Consider the following 21,400-nt stretch of genomic DNA (forward strand, 5'->3'; position numbering starts at 1 on the left):
TAAGGATGAAAAAGGAATTTTATGGTTATTGAGAATTAGCTTATAAAATATGATTGGTGAGAAATGTACTATAAATATATACATAAACTCGACATCGTTCTTGAACTTATACCTCTCTTTCTGGAGTTGGCAGCAAAAATAATTAAAATTTCTTTTTTCCTTTTCGGCTTATTCTTATATGAGTTAATTTCATAATTCGGAGCCCTTGCGGCTCTAAGTGTAAAATCAGAAGAAAATAGAGCACCTCCCCAAATCCTGTATAATGGTAGTCACCACAACATACACAAACAGGAGGGAAAGCGCTCTATGCCTATTATAAGACAAGATAACCTATTTGACATGCATGAATTATTTGAGATGCATGAATTATTTGAGATGGAACCTATCCACCGATTCAATGCCATTTTCTCGACGTTGGAACTGGGTCCGCTGCTTCGCGTCTTCGACAAGAAGACGCACCGCGGCGCGCCGAGAGAACTCAATTACGGTGCCATGATTTACTCGTTGATCGCTCGTGTGGTGGAGCGAATCCCAACGATTAAGCACTTGGTGAAGCGCCTGAAACAAGATCCCTTTTTCCGGTTCGACTGTGGCTTTTTACTGTCGGATGATGTGCCGTCAGAATCTTCCTATTCCCGCATGATCACAGCGATCAGTGAAACCGATGCGCTGGCAAAAATACACGATGTACTCGTAGCTCAAGCCATTCAAGAAGGGTACATCACCGAAGAATCCCTGGCGATTGACGCCACTCATTTTGAAGCACGCGACAAACCGACAGCGTCTGAGAAAAAGGAAAAGCCAGCGCCGAAGAAACCTGGTCGGAAGCCGAAAGACGAGCAAGCCGCCTGGCAAGCAGCGAAACAAAAGCTGGAAGACGAAAAGACTCTCTATGAAAAAGAGATTGTCCACCAATTGGATGCCTCCGTCGAGGCACTGGTAAACGAGATGTCAATCGCCCCGAAATGGGGCATTAAGAAAAACAGTGACGGAAAAAACATGTACTGGTTCGGCCACAAAGCCCATTTGGCCGTGAGTACGAACAGCCAATACATCATCAGGGGGCTCATGAGTTCTGGCAGCTTGAATGATGGGAAAGCCGTGATTCCTCTCCTGAAGCAAATCCAGCAAACGATGCCGGGTCTTTTTCAAGCGGGCATCATGGACAAGGGCTACGATTACAAACCCATTTATCGCCAACTGCAGGAGATGAACCTTCACGCCGTTATTGGGTACAACCCGCGCAGAGAAGTCGAAGTCGTTGGGTTTGATAAGCATTTCACGCCGACTTGTGTGCTGGAACAATCGTATCGCTACGACAGTTATAATGACAAATATGAAACCTTGAAATATTCCCGTTCAAAAGAATGTGCGACGTGTCCGTTGAAGGATGATTCCTTGTGCCAAAAAATGTTTAAAATCAAGAGGTCAGTAGACCTCGGGAAATATACATCCCCCGCCAGAGACTCCGTGAAATGGTCCCTGTACTACAAACAACGCGGCGCAGTAGAACGCGTCAATGCCTATTTGAAGGAGTATTTTGATCTGAACAATGTCCGGCATCGGACAGGCAAGAAAGTAAAAATCCATTTTCAATTCGTTACCTTAGTTTATAACGCGACCCGATTGGCGAGTGATCGATTGAAAGCCGCTAAGAATGTCGCTTTAGCAGCCGCCTAAATTTAAAAACCGAAAAAATGGTCCGAAAAGCCGTCTGCATTTTTTTAAAAGGACGATTTATGAAATTGATTCGATTTTAGGCGCATAAGCGAAATTATTTCTCTTATTTCAGCGCACACCAGACTATTTCCATGAATAAGCGAAAATTCTTCGCTTATTTCAACCTCCACAGCTCACATAACAAATACGATTTCACTTGTCCAACATCTTTTGAAGCGCCATGACAGCTTCATCGGCTGTCTGCGGATCGACGGTGATTCGGTTGATGACTCTTCCTTCAACTAGTTCTTCGAGCGCCCAAGTCAAATGGGGCAGGTCGATCCGGTTCATGGTCAGGCACGGGCACATGTAGGGATTCAGCGAGACGATATCGCGGTCGGGGTAGTCCTGGATCAGCCGATTGACGAGGTTCATTTCTGTGCCGATCGCCCATTTCGATCCCGGTTCTGATGCTGCGATGGTGTCGATGATGTATTTCGTGGAACCGGCGTAATCGGATATGCTGACCACTTCGTGGGTACATTCCGGGTGGACCAGGATGTTGCGGTCCGGTTCGTTCGCACGCAAATTCTGCACGTGCTTCGGCAAGAAGTTCATATGGACCGAACAATGGCCTTTCCACAAAATGACGCGGACGTCTTCCACCGCGCATTCGGCTTCCAGCTTCTGCTTGATCGGATCCCAAACGGCCATCTGTTCGAGCGGAATGCCGAGTTTCACGGCAGTATTTCTGCCGAGGTGCTGATCGGGCAAGAACAGCATCCGCTCTTTCCGCCCAAGCGCCCACTCGACCATTTCGACGGCATTCGACGAAGTGACCGTCGCACCGCCGTTTCTGCCGACAAACGCTTTGATGGCGGCGGTCGAATTGACGTAGGTCAACGGCGTGATCGTATCGCCGAACAATTCCTGCAGCTCGCGCCAGGCGCGTTCTGTCTGGTCGATGTTCGCCATGTCCGCCATCGAACAGCCTGCGCGCATGTCCGGCAAAATCACCGCCTGTTCCGGCGTGGTCAACATATCCGCGGTCTCCGCCATGAAATGGACGCCGCAAAACAGGATGAAATCCGCTGTTTGCTGCGCAGCAATTTGCGATAGCTGCAGCGAATCACCGGTCGCATCGGCGTACCGGATCACTTCGTCTTTTTGGTAATGGTGCCCGAGTATGTACAGGCGGTCGCCCAACAGTTCACGCGCACGCTTGGCACGTGCATGCAGTTCGTCGGCCGGCGCAGTAAGGTAATGGGCCGGCATAGCATCCGCCAGCTGTAATTCTTCCAGTAATGAAGTCATCTTCCTTCCTCCTTCGGTGAAACGGTTAAATTCATGCTCATATCGAGGTTGGAGACGCTATGAGTCAGCGCTCCGATCGAGATCACATCGACGCCGGTGTCACGATATGCAGGCAGTTTCTCGAGATCGATGCCGCCTGAAGCTTCTGTCCGGATGCCTGCAGGAACCATTGCTGCCCAACGCGTCATCCCTTCCGGTGTTTGGTTGTCGAACATGATGACGTCCGGCGCCGCGGCGATGGCTTCTTTCAGTTGTTCTTCCGTTTCCACTTCCACTTCGACCGGCATGATGTGTCCGTGGGCTGCGCGCACTTTCCGGACGGCTTCCGCAATTGAACCTGCAGCGGCAATGTGGTTGTCTTTCAGCATGACCGCATCGTACAGGCCATTCCGGTGATTGAAGCCGCCGCCGACCCGCACTGCGTATTTCTCGAACATCCGGAGCCCCGGTGTCGTCTTTCGCGTATCGACAATGCGTGTATGCTTCGAATCGAGCGCTGCCACACACTGCTGCGTCAACGTCGCAATCGCGCTCATCCGCTGCACAAGGTTTAGGAAAACGCGCTCGCCCGCCAAAATCCCAGCCACGCTGCCGCTGATTTTCACGAGCGCATCCCCCGCGACGACATGCTCTCCGTCACTTTTCAGTTTCTCTACACGAAGTGCAGGATCGAGCAGTGCGTACCCCCATTCGAAAACGGAAAGGCCCGCTACGACACCGTCCGCTTTTGCCCGGACGATCGCTTCGCCTCCTTCATCATGTTCAAAAATGACCGAAGAAGCATCTCCGTCCCCAAGATCTTCCATCAAGAATCGTTTCAATGCTGCTTCTGCTTTTAATCTGTTCATTGGACTGTCTCCTTGCTGTGAATTTCACGTGTATTGAAGAGGACTCCTTCGTGCGAAAGGTCAATCGTTTTTCCGCGCCATGCTGGCGACGGGAACGGGACATCTCCTCTGAAATGGGCGCCGCGGCTTTCGTTACGCAACAGTGCTGCCGTGGCCATCAAGCTGCTCGCGGCCGTCCGGTGAAATGCGTGGATCTCCTCATCGCTCAAACAGAGTAAATCATCCACTTGGGGAACGGGAACATCCGCAACAAACGCTGCGAGTGCATCCTTGTCTCTAAGAATGCCGACAGACTGGATCATGCGGTGCTGCAGTTCCTCTTGCGCAGGCAAAGAAACCGGACTGCCCGTAGCCTTTAAAGTCTGCAGTGTAAAGCCACTGTCCGGATTCCCTACACATCCTTGCTCCGCCAAGAATTCCCCCAACCGCTCCGCGAACACGAGCGCTTCAAGAAGCGAATTGCTCGCCAGCCGGTTCGCCCCGTGAACCCCTGTGGACGCGACTTCTCCGATCGCATACAGATTGGCCACGTTCGTGGCACCCCGGTCGTCCGTCTTCACCCCGCCCATATGAAAATGAGCGCCGGGACGCACCGGCAACGGATCGACCGCAGGATCCAGTCCGTGCTCGCGGCAATTTTTCAGGATGGAAGGGAATTTCATACCGAAATTCGCAATCCCGCGCGCATCCAAAAAGACCGGACCGCGCTCTTGCCAGTACCGCTCGATGGCACGGGCGACAACGTCCCGCGGTGCTAGTTCCCCGTCCGGATGAATGCTTTCCATGATAAACGTGCCGTTCCCGTCGATCAGCCGCGCCCCTTCCCCGCGCACCGCTTCCGAGATCAACCCGCGTGACGCACCGTCCACCATCAAAATGGTCGGGTGGAACTGAACAAACTCCAAATCCTCCAGCACCGCTCCCGCGCGGTAAGCAAGAGACAGACCGGTTCCTTCCGCCACACTCGAATTGGACGTATGGCTGTATAACGCACCGATGCCACCAGTCGCAAGTACGGTATGACGTGCAGTGATTGTTTTCCGGTGGCCATTTTCATCACTGACGACCGCGCCATAACAGCGGCCTTCCCGCACGAGAAGCTCCAGCGCCTGGTGATGCGCGAAACGGATGACACGGCCCCTCGTCTTCTTCATTAAATATGCCATCAAGCCCCGGCCGGTCTGGTCACCGCCTGCATGCAGGATGCGGCGTGTGCTGTGCGCACCTTCCATCCCAAGCAGCGGACATCCTGCATGATCTGTGTCATGCGGCAACCCATCCGCCAACAAGCGGCGCATGATCGCTTCCCCATTACGCGTCAGCAAATCAACGCGGTCGAACGCGGCATGATCAGCCGCTACGTTCATGGTGTCATTCGTATGAGCTGCCGGCGTATCGGATGGATCGAGACTCGCGGCGATCCCGCCTTGTGCCATGCGCGAATTCCCCACATCAGGCGCATCTTTTGTCACTACGGCAATCGTATATTCAGGCGGCAAGGAATGGGCAAGCATCAAGCCCGCCACACCGCCACCTATAATGCAGACGTCGAACAAACTTTACACCTTCTTTACATGTGTCTTGACACTATTAATGCCACAAAGATACAGTGATTACAAGTGGAAATATAAAGAGGAAGGATTTTGATGAAGATATGAGCAGTTATTTGGATGCAGCGGCGACAGTACCGATGAGGGAAGAAGCGTTGGCAGCTTATGTGGAGGCCGCGCGCAGCGGCTTCGGCAATACACAAAGCTTGCACGACGCCGGCACAGAGGCGGTGAATTTCCTGGACTCGTGCCGGGGCATGCTGGGGCAACTTTTAAATGGAAGAAGTGACGGCTTTTATTTCACGGGGAATGCCTCGGAAGGAAATGCGCTGGCGATCCGTTCACTTGTGAAAGCACGTCCCGCGCGGTGCAAATCAATCGTCACGAGCGAACTCGAACATGCGTCGGTGCTGACCGTTTTAAACCAATTGGAAAACGAAGGATATCAAATCCAATACGTTCCCGTGGACACAACGGGAACGCTGGACATGGGCGCATACGAAGAGATGGTCACGGAAGACACGGCACTCGTCATCATGCAGGCCGTCAATTCCGAAATGGGCGCGGTCCAGGACGTCGCACGGTGTGCACGGTTCGCGCAGCAGTTCGGCGTGCCGCTCCATTCCGATATGGTCCAGGCGCTCGGTAAACTGCCCGTCGACCTGGCAGCGAGCGATGTCGCATCCGCCGTCTTTTCCGCGCACAAAATTGGCGGGCCGAAAAGCGTCGGCATCGTCTATCTGAATCCGGCTGTTCACTGGCAGCCGGTAATTGACGGAACGGTGCATCAAAACGGCTTCCGCGCCGGAACGGTTGATGTGCCGGGGATCGTTTCCGCAACAATCGCGGCAAAACTCGCCGTTGCGGAACAGGCAGAAAGTTGGCGAAATGCGGTGGCGCTTCAAACGTATTTGCTCCAATATCTGCCTGCCGGTGTCGTGGCTGCCGGCGACCCGACAGCGAAATCCCCGTTCATCCAAGGGCTTCTTTTACCGCACGTCGAAGGGCAGTGGATGATGCTTGAATGCAACCGGCGCCAAATCTCGATATCCACCGGCACTGCTTGTAAAATCGGCGCGGGCGAAGCAATGTCAGCGATGCTTGCGATGGGTGTGGAAAGCGATGCAGCGAGAAAATTCATCCGGATTTCCTTTTCCGGAAACACTACGGTGGAAGAGTTGAAGAGATTCATTGCGGTAGTAGAGACTTCGCTTCAGGAGGCCCATGCCAAAAAGGAATAATAAAACATCCCCACACTCGCTGCATGTTCTGCAACACTTGTGGGGACGTTTTATTTTATGAGACTATTGTGAAGTAATAGTCGCTTCCCGTGCCACTTTCGCTTTCTTAAACACCAACTCTCCCACCAGACTCCCTGTAATCATGAAGAAGAAGCCGACGATCGAGCTTAGGAACATCGCCTGGAATAGATTCTCGAATACTTCAAAACCAGTCAGGAAAATATATGTACCGGATCCGAAGATAACCGACAGAATTGCGCCGGTCTTGTTGGACTGCTTCCAAAAGTAGCCCAGGCTGATCGGTGCAACAATGCCGCTGATGATGGCCGAAGTACCGAAGTTGGTCAGGATCGCCAGCGAGTCCGGACGGTTGAACGACATATACAGTGACAGCAGTCCGATGAAAATCAACGAGATCTTAGAAGCTTTCAACACTTTCAAATCAAGCTGATTCACGGTCAACTGTTTGTTCTTATAAAGAATCGGGGCAATCAGCACTTTGAACAAGTCATTTCCGATACTGTTAGTGATGCCCAGATACAGCGAATCGGTCGTCGAGAGAATCGCTGAGATGATGCCAATCACCAAGATGGCGATGATGATCGTCGGAAATGCCTCCATGATGTAAACTGGGACAGCGCTGTCCGCTGACGCAAGGCCTGGTGTCATGACACGTGCAGCAAGCCCGGCAAAGACAGAGAACACCGACAGCGTGAACAGGGAAACACCAGCTGATAACGTAAACGTACGGAGATCCTTCTCCTTCTCGATGGTCAAAACTTTGTTCATCAAGTGCGGCAGCAGCACGAATGAAAACAGCAGCCACTGGATGCTCAAAATCGCGAAGCCGCTGGAAAATGGACCGCCGTTTGACGTGACGGACACAAGATTCGGGTCGATGGCAGCCAAATTCCCATGAAGCGTGCCAAGGACATTCCAGCCACCTCCGATGGTCCAAAGAAGCGACACAAACAACAGGATCGCCACAATGGACATCGAGATGCCTTGGATGCTGTCGCTGACAATCTGGGCGAACGCACCACCGAGGCTGACATAGGTGATGGTGATAACGACGCCGAGCACAATGCCCCACATATACGGGACACCGATGACCGTCTCGAACATCGTCGCGAGTCCGACATTCTGCCCGACGATGTAATAAATATTGAATAAAACCAACAGCGCCACGAAAACTTGCAGTACTTTACTGTTGTAGCGGTTGCCAAGCCATTGCGGCAATGTCAAGCTTTCGCCGTTCTTCTGTCCTTGCCGCCAAAACCGCTTCGTGAACAGCAGCAAGCCGATCCACGTAATCCCGAAGCAGCCGATCGTATACCACAAAGTCGAAATGCCATACGTATATGCCCATCCAGGCACGCCAAGAAATAAGTTCGCACTGGCGTAGGAAGTCCCGAAACTGACGCCGACGATCCACGGCTTCACTTTGCCTTTTGCAATCGCAAAGCCTTTCATCGTTCCGCTGTGCTCAGCGCCTTTCTTTCCGAGCCAAATGGTCAAGAGGAAATAACCGACGAGCATTACACCGATGATCCATGGAAGAGCGTTTGATCCGTCAGCCATCGTTCGTCTCCCCCTTTTGTTTCGGATAAATTTTATTCCAAAGCGTCAAGCCCGCAATCCAGAATAGTGCGATGCCGATCCAATAAACAGTAAACATAGCCATTCCTCCAAGTCTAGTTGCCGACAGGCTCCTGTAGTTTTTTATAAGCCGCGCCTGGATGATCCGTTTTCAAGTGGTTATGCCCTTTGCCGTAAATCTTCTCGCGGTACGTGCCTTCTGCATAATCTGTTTGCACAAGCCCGCGCCGCTGCAACACCGGAATGACCAGCTCCACAAAGTCAGCGAAACTTTCCAGCGACTGCGTGTACGCCAAGTTGAAGCCGTCCACGCCTGTCTCTTCCACCCATTCTGCGATTTCATCTGCAATCTGTTCAGGCGAACCGACTGCGACGGGTCCTCTTCCCCCGATTCCGACAAATTCAGCCAGTTCACGGACCGTCCATTTACGGTCGGGGTCAGCGCGTGTGAACACTTCGACCGCTGATTGCATCGAATTGCTGTCGATGTATTCGAGTGTCTGGTCCGGGTCATAAACGGAAAAATCGATTCCCGTCCAGCCGCTCAGCAATGTCAATGCCCCTTCATAACTGATGGAAGCTTTCAAGTTGCGGTATTTCTCCTGTGCCTCTTCTTCCGTTTTTCCAACAATGGCGGTGAATGTTGTATAAACGAGGACATCTTCAGGGTTGCGGCCGACAGCACTAATACTTTCCCGTAGATTCGCAACACCTTTTTTCACGACTTTCTTCGTCGGTCCCGCCATGAATACGGACTCCGCATGTTCAGCTGCAAACGCTGTGCCACGCGGCGAAGCTCCTGCCTGGAACAGGACCGGCGTGCGCTGCGGCGAAGGCTCGGACAAATGAGCACCCGGCACACTGAAATATTCACCTTTATGGTTGATGTCATGCACTTTCGACGGATCCGTATAAACTTTTGCACGCTTATCGCGGATAACCGCGCCGTCTTCCCAACTGCCTTCCCACAGCTTATAACACACTTCCAAGTACTCGGCAGCGTAATCATAGCGCTGGTCGTGACTCATCTGCTCCTCTTTCCCGATGTTGCGCGCTGCACTCTTCAAATACGAAGTCACGATATTCCAGCCGATTCGTCCCCCCGTCAAATGATCCAGCGTCGACATGCGGCGCGCGAATGTATAGGGATGTTCGTGACTGACAGAAGACGTCACTCCGAAACTTAAATGCTCGGTCACAGAACTCATCAACGGCACCAGCAACAGCGGATCATTGACCGGAGTCTGCACGGCATTGCGAAGCGCCGCATCACGTGAGCCTCCGTAAACATCGTACGTCCCCAACACATCGGCTAAAAACACCGCATCAAACTTCCCTTTCTCCAACAACTTCGCCAACTGGATCCAGTACTTGCTGTCCTTATAAGTCGGTGACCCTTCGTCTTCGCTCACCCACAACCCCGGTGATTGGTGCCCTCCTGCGCTCGCCATTTCAAATGCATTCAAGTAAATCCGTTTCTTCGCCATTTTCTTCTTCCTCCTTTGGAATCACTTATCCAGCACGCCAAGCAAATCCTCAAGGAAAACAAAAAGCCTTCTTTTCCCGGATAAGAGAAAAGAAGGCTCCAAAATTTTATGGATGCGGTTCTCTTATCTTCCAAGATAAAATCTTGCTGGAGTTAGCACCTTCCTGACAATTGTCAGAGGTTGCTGAAGCGTCAACGGGCCAGTCCCTCGGCTTCTCTGGATAAGATGTATGAAATTAATCCCTAGCATAATGGTAAGTTTAATGACTGTCAACACTGATTTTCGAAGATTCCGACTTTCATTCATGTTCAAAAATTGAAGAAATGTTGGTTTTAAAAGGATGAAAGCGCTTTATTTTCTGGAAAATATTATAAAATTAATTTTCTGAACTGCCATGCAAGGTGCCAGACACTTTGGTGTCTGGCACCAAAGTGTCTGGCACCTTCCTCAAAGCTCCTTCACCATAATCAAATCCGTCTGCTCGTCATCCCCCATATAAAACGAATGTGCGCCTGTTTGGACAAATCCCTTTTTCTTATAGAAAGAAAGGGCATTTTCGTTATGCTCCCACACGCCGAGCCACACCTTGCTTTTGCCCAGCTCCCCGGCCATTTCCAGCGCACGGTTCAGTAGGAGTCTCCCGAGCCCGTGCTTCTGGAACGCCGACTTCACATAAATCCGTTCAATCTCGAGCGCATCGCTCCCCATTTCCTCTGACTGCGCGCCGTCCGTGTTCAGTTTCAGATAGGCAGCCACTTCATCTTCTGCCAAAGCGAAAAAGAAATGCGAATCCGGATTCGCCAGCTCCCGCTCCAATTGTTCCACGTTGAACGCCTTTTCCAAATAAGCTTCCATGTGTTCGGGCGAGTTCTGCTCGCCGAAAGTTTCCTTGAATGTCGTTGTGCTGATTTCCTGGAGTTGCATTACTTCTTCAAGCGTGCATTTTTTGATGTTGAATCCCATAAACTGTTCCCCTTTCTTCGAAATCATTAAAGTGTCTCTCTGAACCTCCTTCTGAAAGCTACCCATAAAATGAATCTCTTGAAAATTATTTTATAATAAACCCTGTATGACAAGATTGAATTGGATGCAGGCAATACCGCATTTTTTTGCCATAAGAGGTCGACTGCCAAGCCAGCTATTGATTGGTGGAAACTAATCGAATGAAAAAAGCTGCTTCCAAGTCCTTTCGGTTTCCGGAGACAGCTTTTCCCATTCATCATTCAACGCATAAACTGACGTTTGTTGATTGCTGTGACGCGACTATTCGGTCTCACACCCTAGCTTCCCGAAGCGTTTTCACACCATATACTTTCGACAGGATGAAGACGGCAAGAACAAGCAGGACAATCGTCAATAACAGCGTCAAAGCACTGCCGGTCACACCCGCCACGAGGAAGCCGATCAAGGCAATTGTTCCATTCGTGACAGCATAAGGAAACTGAGTTTTCACGTGGTCGAGGTGATCGGCGCCAGCCCCCGTCGATGACAAAATGGTCGTATCGGAAATCGGCGAACAATGGTCACCGAAAATTCCGCCCGACAGCACCGCTCCGATGCAGACGAGCATATGCGCATCAAGTGCGAGCGCCATCGGAATCGCGATCGGCAGCATGATTGCATAAGTCCCCCACGATGAACCGGACGCCAGCGACATTGCAGCGCCGACTAAAAACAGGATTGCCGGAATGATGAACGCCGGCACATTCCCCTGGATGGCTTCAACGATATAAGCCGCCGTCCCCATATCCCCAATCACTTTGCCGAGCGACCAAGCCAGCACAAGCGTGACGGCGACATACACCATCTTCTGCATGCCTTTTGTATAAATATCGAATATCTCGCTGAATTTCTTCACTTTGTAGACGATCATCAGGATAACAATCGATACGGCAGCCAAGAGATATGCAGTCGTCAGGGAGACGCGGAAATCGTTGCCGGCCACCGGTTCGAACGGGAAGCCGAAAGACATCAGCAAGCCGAACAATGTGACGAATAAAACGAGAAGCGGCAGCCAGATCAGGATGGCGCGCCCTTTCTCAGCCGAAACTGCTTTTCCATCTGTTTCGGGTCTCCTCAGCGGCTTCGACTCCGGCCAGTACAATTCGCCTGTCTCGCGTACTCTTCTTTCCGCTTTGGCCATCGGTCCGAAATCCAGTTTCGTGACCGCTACAAGCGGGATCATCAGGACGGTCAGAATAGCGTAGAACTGAAAGGGGATGACCTGTACCAGCGTATCGAACTCGGACAGCGCGAGACCAGCTGCATCAAACTCATTTTTCATGAGCCCCATGATATAGACGCCCCATCCGATGAACGGAATGAGCACAGCGACGGGCGACGATGTGGAGTCGATGATCCATGCCAGCTTTTCTCTGGAGATTTTTGCTTTGTCAAAAATCTTATCAAATACAGGCCCCACGATTAACGGCGTTCCAAGATCAGAGAAGAAAATAATGATTCCACCGAACCACGCCGACAATTGCGCCTTCGCTTTCGTATTAATGTGTTTCACAGCACTGAGTGCGAGCGCCGCACCTCCGCCTGATTTCTCCATCAATGCCACAAAGCCCCCGATGAAAAACAGCAGAACGAGTATTGCCGCATTATAACTATCCGCCACTTGCGGAAACAGAAAATTGCCGATGGTCTCCGTTGTCGCTTCCAACGGTCGTCCGCCCACCAGGATGAGCACTCCAATATACACGCCCGAAAACAAAGACACAATCACGTTTTTCGTGATGACTGCCAAAATAACCGCCACTAACGGCGGCACCAGCGATATCCAACCCATATGTTCCATACAGAAAGCCCCTCTTCTCACTCAGAGTGAATAATTATTCTAGAATAAGTATATTTAATTAACAACCAGAATGCAATCTCTTTTTTGACGGTAGGATAAAGTTTACTTAAAATGCTTTCCATTATATTTAAACATCTCCATTTATATCCTCTCTTACTGAACATATAAAAGCCGCACCCGGCAACCATGGCGGTCGCGGATACGGCTTGCTTTGCATTCTATTTTCTTTTCGCTCTATTCCCGCACGAACACTGCACTCTCCGTCTTTTCCAAACTCACCGGCGCAATCGTAATCGTCCCGTCCTTTTTGATGATGCCGTCCTCATCAAATTCGGTCCCCGGATTCATAATGATCGTTAGGACCGGACTTCCTTCCGCATCTTCCACCACGAGCGAATAGATGCCAAATTGTTCCGTATCGAAAATATCGAAGACAGTCGTCTCGCCGTCCCGCCTGTAGACGAACTCTTTATTATCCGAAGAGAATGTATGTTGTGGGTCGTCTTGTTGGACCCAGTCACCGAGCAGGCCGACCGCGACATACTTGTAGCTGATATAATCACTGCTCCGGAAATGGACGAGCTGCTGTGCGAGGCTTTCGTCCCCGTCGGTCTGGTAAGTCAGCGCAGCCGTATCCGCTACCGGCCATTCCAGTTTGTATTGCCCTTCTTCCAGCGCCTTATAGGACGCACTTCCTTCAAGAACCGCAACCTCTCTCCCGAAGATTCCGCCTCGGCGCTTGAGCCTTACCGTCTCTCTGTCGATCCGCTTGAACTCCTTGAAAATCACTTCATGCTCGCCATTGTCGGAGCGCGCAACGAGCACATTCACATCGCCTTCCATATAGAAATACAGCGAATTGACAGCAAGCAGCCCGAGAACTGCCACGCCGGCAATCCACTTTACCAAAGCCCCCTGGAAAAGGAGCACAATACCGGTAAAAACACTAAAAATAATTGCGTAATTGATGGCGTAAAAAATCCATTCGTAAATCAGTGAATAGCCGCGTGGAGCGGCAAATCCGATGAACGCGGCCTGGAAAAGCAGCAGAAAGACACCAAGCAGTAACAGGGAAATGCCGAATCCTTTTCTGCCGGTCATGGAGCACCTCCTGTGGAATTGAATTTTGTCTGTGAGTCAATCAATGTGAAAGAATCGGAAAGTATGAATGCACTATCCAGTTTTTTTAAAGCGCTTAATTACTGGATTGATTTCGATAAGGACTATTTTACTTTACTGGCTGATTATAAAGTAGCTTTATGAAAATCCATTTCCTGTAATCCTTCTTGTATCTCCAGACGCCGAAAGAGTATAATTGGAAAGAACAGGATACACACAATTTCAACAACTCAACCAATACAATCATAGGAGGAAAAAGCGTGAAGAAAACAGCCCTGTCTGCAATGCTCATTTCATTCATCACAACCTTGCTATTCATCTCCACCGCGGCTGCAGCTGCCCCGTTCAAAGACGTTCCGTCGAATCACTGGGCATACAGCGACATTCAAATTCTCGCCGGCAAAGGTATACTGAACGGCTATTCCGATGGCTCGTTCAAGCCGGGACAAAACGTCACACGTGAGCAGGCTGCGAAAATCATTTCCCTCGCAGCGGACATCGAGCCGGTTTATCCGAAAACGGCCACACACCCCGATGTGCCGACATCCCACTGGGCGTTCGGTTATATTGAAGGATTGTCTGCAGCCGGTGTCATCGACGGGAAGGCAAACGGATCCTTTGCACCGAAAGAGCCGCTGACGCGTGCACAGATGGCAAAAATCCTGACAGAAAGTTTCAACTTAGAAGCAAATTCCGATAAGCATTTCCGTGACGTGCCTGAAACTGCATGGATGTTCGAGTATGTCATGGCACTTCGCGACAGCGGCATCACACTTGGCTATCCAGAAGACAATTCATTCCGTCCGTACGGCAACGTGACGCGCGCCCAGATGGCCGCATTTGCGAACCGGGCAATGACATGGGAGTTGGAAAGCGAAGTTGAGCCGATACCTGAAGAGATGAAGCAGGAAATCATGGAAGAGCTTCACAAATTGGTCAGCGAGGCGCGCCTTGCTGCTGGCCACTACGAATTGAACGGCTTATTCGGCACATCCGGTTACGCTCATGCCAAAGCGAAAGAGATGTTTTTCCACGGAGAACCGGATGACTTTTATCCTGAACAGCAATTGACTACCGAAAATATGAATCGTTATGGATATCCGGTCCGCATGGGCGGCGAGAGCATCGCGACCGGCACCATCGGCAGCCACACCTTAGAAGATGTCGTTGACGGCTGGATCAATCCCCCCGTCGGACATTCCAGCTACCTTTTTGGCAGCTGGGACGATGTTGAATACGGTATCTACGGAGACATGAAAACCGGAAGAATCGTTTATACTGCCGCTTTCATGGTATACAAGAACGAAGGGGAATAATCTTCAAAGCTGCATCCGACACATACGTTGGATGCAGCTTTTTCGTATCGGCGCTCCCCCGCAATAAATAAGCGTAAAAATTACCGTTATTTTTGAATTCAAGCCCGAAACAGTTCAAATAGGGGTAAAAATTACCGTTATTTCATGAAAAGAGACTCTTTTCAAGCCATTTACGATGCATAAGGGGAATTTCTACCGCTATTTCACGGCTTAACACCCCCACACGCACGTATAAGGGTAAATTCTACCTTTATTTGCGATAGCGCGAGCGCACCCTCCTGCCCGCCCTCAGCCTAAAGTCTGAACATTACGAAAATATCTTCCCTTTTCATAAAATCTCGCTATAATGAGTAATTATGAATCGAAGGAGATGAAGCAATGACAAACCTGAGGAATGATTCGTTGCAGTTGCATCAGGAACACAGAGGGAAATTGGAAGTCCGTTCGAAAGTGGCGCTCTCAAATGAACGGGATCTGAGTCTTGCTTATTCTCCCGGCGTAGCGGAACCGTGCAAAGAAATCGCGGAGAATCCGGAAAGAGTGTATGACTATACGATGAAAGCCAACACGGTTGCAATCGTCACGGACGGCACGGCAGTCCTCGGACTCGGCAATATCGGCCCGGAAGCGTCTCTGCCCGTGATGGAAGGAAAAGCCTTGCTGCTGAAGGAGTTTGCCGGGGTCGATGCGTTTCCGATCTGCCTCGCCACAACCGAAGCAGAAACGATCATCCAGACGGTGAAATTGCTGGAGCCTGGGTTTGGAGGCGTCAACCTGGAAGACATCGCGGCGCCGACTTGCTTTGTGGTAGAAGAGCGCCTCAAGGCAGAGATGAACATTCCAGTCTTCCACGACGACCAGCACGGCACGGCGATCGTAACACTGGCCGGTCTGCTGAATGCGCTGAAACTGGTCGGCAAAAACATTGCCGATGTGAAAGTCATCGTGAACGGCGCAGGAGCGGCAGGGATTGCCGTCGTGAAATTACTGAATAATTTCGGGGTTGCGGATTTGATCATGTGCGATACGAAAGGCGCCATTTTCAAAGGCCGGACGAACGGAATGAACCCATACAAAGAAGAAGTCGCCGAGCTGACGAATACCGACCGGCAGGAAGGTTCGCTTGCAGACGTCATCCAAGGCGCCGATGTCTTCATCGGAGTTTCGGCGGAAGGCGCGCTGACGCAGGACATGGTCCGTTCGATGAATAAGGACCCGATCATTTTCGCCATGGCGAACCCAAACCCGGAAATCCTGCCGCATCTCGCGAAAGCAGCGGGTGCGCGTGTCGTCGGAACCGGGCGCTCCGATTTTCCGAACCAGGCCAATAATGTACTCGCTTTCCCGGGAATCTTTAGAGGGGCACTCGATGTGCGGGCCACCCAGATCAATGATGAAATGAAGATTGCCGCTGTTGTCGCCATTTCCGAGCTGCTGGAAGAGCATGAGATTCACGAAGATTACGTCATTCCGCGTCCGTTCGATTCGCGGGTCGCGAAAGCGGTCGCAGCGGCGGTGGCGAAGGCGGCTATTGATACAGGCGTTGCGCGGTACTTTGGCCAGGCGGATAATGGGCAGGAAGATGCTGTCGATTTAGTGGGTGCGGGGAAGGACTCGGCTAGATAATATATTAATAGAAGAAAGCATTCCGAATTTTTGTCGGAATGCTTTCTTCTGCTTTTGTGCAAAATTAGTGTTTCGTCCCTTTGAGCAGAACAATTATGAGAACTTATCTTCCGCAATAAATATTCGAGAATGGAATCTCAAAACAACCGGTGCTGCTGGTCAAGGATATTTCCCCATGCAATCGTTGCGTATAAAATGAATTGTCTCTTTCACAGTGGGCGACACTCGAATTCAATAGATTATTTGGAAAAAAACACATCCATTTATCAAATTATTATCTGAACCATCAAAAAAGATAAGCCAAAACTAATATTGTCTAAAAATTCCCTCTATTATAAGATGTAATTAGGGAAATAAGGAAGAGATTGCCTACTGGCGGATCGCCGTATGCGATGAAAGTCGCCCGTGCGGTGAAGGCTCGGATCGAAAGCCATTCATGATGGTATAAGACGAGAACGGTGTAGATGAAGAAGCGTTACTGAGAGATTTTGTCGAGCAGTTCGAAGTGGACCGCGCGATGGCGGACCTGCAGACACTAGTGGATTTCGGTCCGCGGGTAGCGGGATCTGCTGCTGAACAAGCGACGATTGCGATGATTAAAGAGAGAATGGAAAGTTATGGATATGACGTCGTGGAACAAGAATTCGAATTACCGGCAGTGATGGAAGGCACGGTTACGATCGCCGGCGTAACATATGACAATACGCGTATTGCTGGAGGTCCAGGGGGAGCTATAACGGGCACACTCGTTGAAGCCGGCCTCGGCAAGCAAGGCGACTTTGCGAATGCGGAGGGGAACATCGCTCTGATTCAGCGCGGCGACATCCCGTTCCAGGAAAAAGTGGATAACGCAGTAGCTGCAGGAGCAGCAGGCGTCATCATTTACAACAATGCACCAGGCGGCGTGAACTTCTCCGTACAATCCGACGTGCCGGTTGTCGGCGTATCGAACGAAGATGGACTTGGAATGCTTGCGAATGCCGGACAAGAAGCACAACTGGATATCGAAGTACTTGCAACACAATCTTCGTCCAATGTGATTGCAACGAAATTGCCTGCAGATGGCTCGACTGATGCAGACATCATCCACGTTTCTGCACACATTGACAGCGTACCGGGGTCACCAGGCGCGAACGATAACGGCTCAGGCACAGCTGCGGCAATTGAAATTGCACGTGTCCTGCAAGATGCTGACCTGGACAAAGAAATCCGCTTCTCCTTCGTGGGCGCGGAAGAAATTGGCCTGCTTGGTTCGAAATTCTTCGTGGACTCATTGACAGACGAAGAAGTGGCACGCAGCATCGCCAACTTCAACATGGACATGGTCGCGACGGCATGGGAACCTGCAACAGCCATGTACACGAATACGTTGGATGGCCAGCATAACCTAGTTACTACAACAGCAAACACCGTTGCCGAAATGCTTGGCACACCATCACAACTCGTACTGCTTGAGCGCGGTGCTTCAGACCACGTGAACTTCCACGATGCGGGCATCGATGCGGCCAACTTTATCCGTCGCGAGCCCGGCACAGCGAACTTGGAACCATACTACCACACCCCTGACGACACGATGGAACACATCAGCCAAGAGCGCCTTGGAGAAGCGATTGACTTGATTGGTGGATCTGTTTATTATTTGGCGCGTCAGCAGTAAAAGAACGGCGAAAAGCTCCTGGGAGATCTCAATCTTCCGGGAGCTTTTTCTTTTCCCTGCATTCTTTCGGACTTTAGCGGTTTCCGGATGGCAGCTGTTCTCAAGTGGAAGCAGCCATTAGATGGAAGCAGTTCCCAGATGGCCCCTGTGAACAGGTCAATTATGAAAACTTAGCACAATTTATGAATATACGAAGATAATCCTCCTGTCGCTCATAAAACTGTTTGCGAAATACAATTGTAGTGTATAAACTGAATCGTCTTTGGCACAGGGACGCGAAACTAAGACTCAAAAAACACCGTACTCAGGCATCCCTGAATACGGTGTTTTGCTGTTCTCTTAAAAGATCTTCATCAATTCCTCAATCTTCTCAATCTTATGCGCGTAGTCGCTCACTTCCCCGAATCCATATGCCGCATAGACGAACGGGATGCCGGCAAAGCGTGCGGCTTCCATGTCGCCCATCGTGTCGCCCACATAGACAGGTGTCTCGAGTTTGTTCCGCTCCATGAGAAGCTTGATGTTCTCGCCTTTTGAGAGGCCTGTGCGCCCAGGGTTCTCGAAGTCCTCGAAGTACTTTTCCGTCCCGTGGTACGCATAGAACGATTCGATATAGCCTTCCTGGCAATTGCTGACGATGAACAGGCGGTAGTGCTTCTTGAGTTCGCTCAACGTCTCCTCCAGCTTGTCGTAAAGCACGCCGCCGCTTTCCAGGATTTCCGCATGCTCGCGCTCGCAGCACACCCGCATGAGTTCCGTTCTCTCCGCACTGTCCAGGTCCTCGAACAGAATGTCTGCGATCTGCTGAATCTGCAGTCCCATCATCCCGCTGAGATCTTCTTCCGTCACTCGCTTGCGCGCACATTGTGCATCCGCCACGACAGCCGTCCAGGCGCCCGCCACACTCTTACGCGAATCCCACAACGTTCCGTCCAAATCAAATATGATTGCGTCCATCCGTTTCCCCCCAACTCTGCTAAACCTTGCTCACCTCCAGTTTAACACAGCAGGATCTCGCCGGGGAGTTGCCGAAGAGGCGACTTCCTTTCCACCCGTACCTCAAAAAATAAGCGAACTTTTTTCGCTTATTTGACCACAAAACGTCTCTCCTGACCAAATAGGCGAACTTTTTTTGCTTATTTCCAACCACCGACGCACCACGCAAAAAGAGCACCCCGCCTCCCAGGATGCTTTCTCTTGTTCACCGAGCAATCAACGCCAGCAATACCCCAACCATCCGTCGCATCTCCTCCACCCCGTACCGCTGATCACAAGGCAATGGCAAAATATTCGCCGCATACCGGAATTCCAAGCTCCCTCCCGCCGCATCCTCCAGCACATTCGGCCAGAGCGTCGGAACGTAGATGCCTTGCGCTGCCAACAGTTTACGGAGCGCCACGCCGTTCTCCGCATAGAACGGATAAGCAAACGGCCCGTCCGGAACGACCGGCTGCAGCCCGTTGGCCCCGCCCAGTTCGCCTGCGAGATATACATAGTTCTCATTCCGCCGGCGGCACACTTCCGCGTAGTCCACCGCCTGCAGCAAGTTCTGCGTGAGCTTGGACATCCTCTTCAATGGCTCGTCTGCAAGCGCGTTGCCGGTCTCCACATAATTCCCGTAATAAGCAGAAGCACCTTCTTCGAATCGCCCGAGCAGATAGCCCATCCGCGCACCCGACTTGTCCTGCTGGAGCGGCTCACCGAGTTCCGTATCGGTCGCAAGATACGCCCCGTCCGGCACGCCGAAAAACTTCCGGCACGAATAGATCGTATCGATGCCCGCAAGCGACTGCTGGAAAAATGCATGCGTATTGTCCAAAATGACTCTTCCGTACCGCGCCTTCAGCGCAACCACATCCTGGTCGCTCAGCTGGCCGTAATAATTGACCACATACAAGAACTCACCTTCCCCGAGCGTCCCTTCGAACCGCGGCGTAAAGTCCGCATGCACTCCGTAGTATTCAAACGCATGCCCATACTTCACCAGCATGTCCAGCACCACATCGCAAATATAAGCAGGAATGTACAGCTTGCGGATCCGTTTCGCCTGCATCAAATAGTGCAACGCGTTCCGCCCGGTATTGAGCCGGATCAAGTCACCGTGGTATTCTTTCCCATCAAACGTTTCCATGCCAAAATAGCCACCGATTTCTTTCATCACGCACCTCCTCGCTCACCCTCTATACAACGGAAAGAAATCCTTGTTCAGCGGGGCAGCCGTGCGTTCCCGGATTGCCACCAGCTCGGCGTAACCCGCCTCGTCCCGGATCCGTTTCCCCATCAGCAACTTCAACGGCTCCGTTTTGGTGAAGCCCCTCTTGAACCGGATCACGACTTCATTCCCGCCGCCGAGATGGACTTCCTTCTTGCCTTGTTCCACGCCCCAGCGGCACGCCTCGTGCAGGATCAGGCTATTGGCCGCCAAGTGGTAGTACGCCGGATCGTTGCCGGTCAGATGGTAGTGCATGTAATCGCCGTGATGGACCACGAGCGAAGACGAGATATAGTTGCCTTCGAATTTCGCATTGATGAAAAACTGCTTGCCGCCGAACACATCGAACGAATCACGCAGAAATGCCTCCGAGAACAAGTAGTACGCATTGTCCACACCGTTTTTCCGCGCCATCAACTCATACAAGCGGTGAAATTCCTTGGCGGTGGCACCGGTGTAATCGAATTCGATTTCGACGTTTTGTTTTCTCGCTTTCCTCACTTGCGTCCGGGCTTTCGGTGAGAATTCGTCCATGAACACATCCCCGACGGTCAAGTCGATCCAGAGCGTATGCCCGTTGTCCCGCAGTTCGTACAACTCTTCGAAATCAGCCAAGTTCCGGATCCACGGATTGAACCGGACATATTCCGTCACGATGCGGTGCTCCGTGCAATATTCCCCGAACGACGCGTCGAACCGCGCCACGAGTTCCGCCCGCCGTCCTTCCGCACAGCGCAGAATCACCGGCCCACTGAAGCCGTACGGCGTGATCGTGTCGAAGAAAGCCGTCTTCTCTCCCTTCACTGAAATCTCCCGAAGGATGAACGGATAATACACATGGCCGAGCGCCTCGTTCAGTTCAAAAATCCGCAGCACACCGTCTTTTTCTTTCGACTCGAAAAACTTCCCCCACTCAGGCAGGAAATAAATATCCGGAACGACCGTCACCATCTGGCTCCCCCTCTTCAC

At 51.3% G+C, this 21,400-nt stretch carries 16 protein-coding genes and 1 riboswitch; of the genes, 5 read left to right on the forward strand and 11 right to left on the reverse strand.

Going from position 1 to position 21,400, the window contains the following annotated elements; all coding sequences use genetic code 11:
- Positions 1-306: 306 nt before the first annotated feature.
- A complete protein-coding gene (locus GIW82_RS06685) occupies positions 307-1,680 on the forward strand; it encodes a transposase (protein ID WP_154749074.1) in 1,374 nt (457 codons plus the stop codon).
- 192 nt (positions 1,681-1,872) lie between these two features.
- On the opposite strand, the gene nadA is transcribed toward GIW82_RS06685, so the two are convergent.
- Genes nadA through nadB form a run of 3 tightly spaced genes read right to left on the reverse strand, consistent with a single transcriptional unit; the run spans position 1,873 to position 5,377 of the window.
- Entirely contained in the window at positions 1,873-2,973 is a 1,101-nt protein-coding gene (gene nadA / locus GIW82_RS06690) for a quinolinate synthase NadA (protein WP_154749075.1), read from the reverse strand.
- Positions 2,970-3,821: a carboxylating nicotinate-nucleotide diphosphorylase gene (gene nadC, locus GIW82_RS06695; protein ID WP_154749076.1), complete on the reverse strand. Its 852-nt coding sequence runs from the start codon at positions 3,819-3,821 to the stop codon at positions 2,970-2,972. Before nadC ends, nadA begins: the two co-directional genes overlap by 4 nt.
- Entirely contained in the window at positions 3,818-5,377 is a 1,560-nt protein-coding gene (gene nadB, locus GIW82_RS06700; protein WP_154749077.1) for an L-aspartate oxidase, read from the reverse strand. Before nadB ends, nadC begins: the two co-directional genes overlap by 4 nt.
- A gap of 98 nt (positions 5,378-5,475) precedes the next feature.
- Here nadB and GIW82_RS06705 point away from each other — a divergent pair, with 98 nt between their 5' ends.
- On the forward strand, positions 5,476-6,612 hold the full coding sequence (locus tag GIW82_RS06705; RefSeq protein WP_154749078.1) for an IscS subfamily cysteine desulfurase: 1,137 nt from the start codon (positions 5,476-5,478) through the stop codon (positions 6,610-6,612).
- A 63-nt stretch (positions 6,613-6,675) separates the two neighbouring features.
- Here GIW82_RS06705 and GIW82_RS06710 read toward each other — a convergent pair whose 3' ends face one another.
- The 5 genes from GIW82_RS06710 to GIW82_RS06730 form a co-directional block, all read right to left on the reverse strand.
- Positions 6,676-8,193 (reverse strand): sodium:solute symporter family protein, encoded by a 1,518-nt coding sequence (locus GIW82_RS06710; RefSeq protein WP_154749079.1) that lies wholly within the window; start codon positions 8,191-8,193, stop codon positions 6,676-6,678.
- Between the two features lie 113 nt (positions 8,194-8,306).
- Complete coding sequence (locus GIW82_RS06715; RefSeq protein ID WP_154749080.1) at positions 8,307-9,698, reverse strand: LLM class flavin-dependent oxidoreductase; 1,392 nt, start codon at positions 9,696-9,698, stop codon at positions 8,307-8,309.
- Between the two features lie 120 nt (positions 9,699-9,818).
- Positions 9,819-9,925, reverse strand: a riboswitch (SAM riboswitch).
- Between the two features lie 220 nt (positions 9,926-10,145).
- The gene (gene paiA / locus GIW82_RS06720) at positions 10,146-10,661 is read right to left on the reverse strand and encodes a spermidine/spermine N(1)-acetyltransferase (RefSeq protein ID WP_154749081.1); all 516 of its coding nucleotides are present in this window, start codon (positions 10,659-10,661) and stop codon (positions 10,146-10,148) included.
- Positions 10,662-10,971: 310 nt separating this feature from the next.
- Positions 10,972-12,492: a Na+/H+ antiporter NhaC family protein gene (locus tag GIW82_RS06725; protein WP_230309211.1), complete on the reverse strand. Its 1,521-nt coding sequence runs from the start codon at positions 12,490-12,492 to the stop codon at positions 10,972-10,974.
- A 243-nt stretch (positions 12,493-12,735) separates the two neighbouring features.
- Positions 12,736-13,602, reverse strand: coding sequence for a PRA1 family protein (locus GIW82_RS06730; RefSeq protein WP_154749083.1), 867 nt, complete (start codon positions 13,600-13,602; stop codon positions 12,736-12,738).
- 278 nt (positions 13,603-13,880) lie between these two features.
- Here GIW82_RS06730 and GIW82_RS06735 point away from each other — a divergent pair, with 278 nt between their 5' ends.
- The 3 genes from GIW82_RS06735 to GIW82_RS06745 all read left to right on the forward strand — a co-directional run bounded on the left by GIW82_RS06735 (position 13,881) and on the right by GIW82_RS06745 (position 18,219).
- Positions 13,881-14,936, forward strand: a complete 1,056-nt coding sequence (locus tag GIW82_RS06735; protein ID WP_154749084.1) for an S-layer homology domain-containing protein — start codon at positions 13,881-13,883, stop codon at positions 14,934-14,936.
- Between the two features lie 378 nt (positions 14,937-15,314).
- A complete protein-coding gene (gene ystJ, locus GIW82_RS06740; protein WP_154749085.1) occupies positions 15,315-16,562 on the forward strand; it encodes an NADP-dependent malic enzyme in 1,248 nt (415 codons plus the stop codon).
- A 517-nt stretch (positions 16,563-17,079) separates the two neighbouring features.
- Complete coding sequence (locus GIW82_RS06745) at positions 17,080-18,219, forward strand: M20/M25/M40 family metallo-hydrolase (protein ID WP_154749086.1); 1,140 nt, start codon at positions 17,080-17,082, stop codon at positions 18,217-18,219.
- Positions 18,220-18,558: 339 nt separating this feature from the next.
- Here the strand turns inward: GIW82_RS06745 and GIW82_RS06750 are convergent, their stop codons facing one another.
- The 3 genes from GIW82_RS06750 to GIW82_RS06760 all read right to left on the reverse strand — a co-directional run bounded on the left by GIW82_RS06750 (position 18,559) and on the right by GIW82_RS06760 (position 21,382).
- Positions 18,559-19,176, reverse strand: coding sequence for an HAD family hydrolase (locus tag GIW82_RS06750; RefSeq protein ID WP_154749087.1), 618 nt, complete (start codon positions 19,174-19,176; stop codon positions 18,559-18,561).
- Between the two features lie 244 nt (positions 19,177-19,420).
- Positions 19,421-20,377 carry a hypothetical protein gene (locus GIW82_RS06755; RefSeq protein WP_154749088.1) on the reverse strand — a complete coding sequence of 319 codons (957 nt, stop codon included), beginning with the start codon at positions 20,375-20,377 and terminating at the stop codon, positions 19,421-19,423.
- Positions 20,378-20,392: 15 nt separating this feature from the next.
- Positions 20,393-21,382: a GNAT family N-acetyltransferase gene (locus tag GIW82_RS06760; protein WP_154749089.1), complete on the reverse strand. Its 990-nt coding sequence runs from the start codon at positions 21,380-21,382 to the stop codon at positions 20,393-20,395.
- Between the last annotated feature and the right edge of the window lie 18 nt (positions 21,383-21,400).

Source organism: Planomicrobium sp. YIM 101495 (assembly GCF_009707665.1).
Taxonomy (GTDB): domain Bacteria; phylum Bacillota; class Bacilli; order Bacillales_A; family Planococcaceae; genus Planococcus.

Bases quoted from the DNA above. Each gene is read 5' to 3' on its own strand.
- GIW82_RS06760 (WP_154749089.1), bottom strand. From the start codon at position 21,382: ATGGTGACGGTCGTTCCGGATATTTATTTCCTGCCTGAGTGGGGGAAG.
- GIW82_RS06750 (WP_154749087.1), bottom strand. From the start codon at position 19,176: ATGGACGCAATCATATTTGATTTGGACGGAACGTTGTGGGATTCGCGT.
- nadC (WP_154749076.1), bottom strand. From the start codon at position 3,821: ATGAACAGATTAAAAGCAGAAGCAGCATTGAAACGATTCTTGATGGAA.
- nadA (WP_154749075.1), bottom strand. From the start codon at position 2,973: ATGACTTCATTACTGGAAGAATTACAGCTGGCGGATGCTATGCCGGCC.
- GIW82_RS06755 (WP_154749088.1), bottom strand. From the start codon at position 20,377: ATGAAAGAAATCGGTGGCTATTTTGGCATGGAAACGTTTGATGGGAAA.
- GIW82_RS06685 (WP_154749074.1), top strand. From the start codon at position 307: ATGCCTATTATAAGACAAGATAACCTATTTGACATGCATGAATTATTT.
- GIW82_RS06745 (WP_154749086.1), top strand. From the start codon at position 17,080: ATGGCGGACCTGCAGACACTAGTGGATTTCGGTCCGCGGGTAGCGGGA.
- GIW82_RS06725 (WP_230309211.1), bottom strand. From the start codon at position 12,492: ATGGGTTGGATATCGCTGGTGCCGCCGTTAGTGGCGGTTATTTTGGCA.
- GIW82_RS06705 (WP_154749078.1), top strand. From the start codon at position 5,476: ATGAGCAGTTATTTGGATGCAGCGGCGACAGTACCGATGAGGGAAGAA.
- GIW82_RS06715 (WP_154749080.1), bottom strand. From the start codon at position 9,698: ATGGCGAAGAAACGGATTTACTTGAATGCATTTGAAATGGCGAGCGCA.
- GIW82_RS06730 (WP_154749083.1), bottom strand. From the start codon at position 13,602: ATGACCGGCAGAAAAGGATTCGGCATTTCCCTGTTACTGCTTGGTGTC.
- ystJ (WP_154749085.1), top strand. From the start codon at position 15,315: ATGACAAACCTGAGGAATGATTCGTTGCAGTTGCATCAGGAACACAGA.
- GIW82_RS06710 (WP_154749079.1), bottom strand. From the start codon at position 8,193: ATGGCTGACGGATCAAACGCTCTTCCATGGATCATCGGTGTAATGCTC.
- paiA (WP_154749081.1), bottom strand. From the start codon at position 10,661: ATGGGATTCAACATCAAAAAATGCACGCTTGAAGAAGTAATGCAACTC.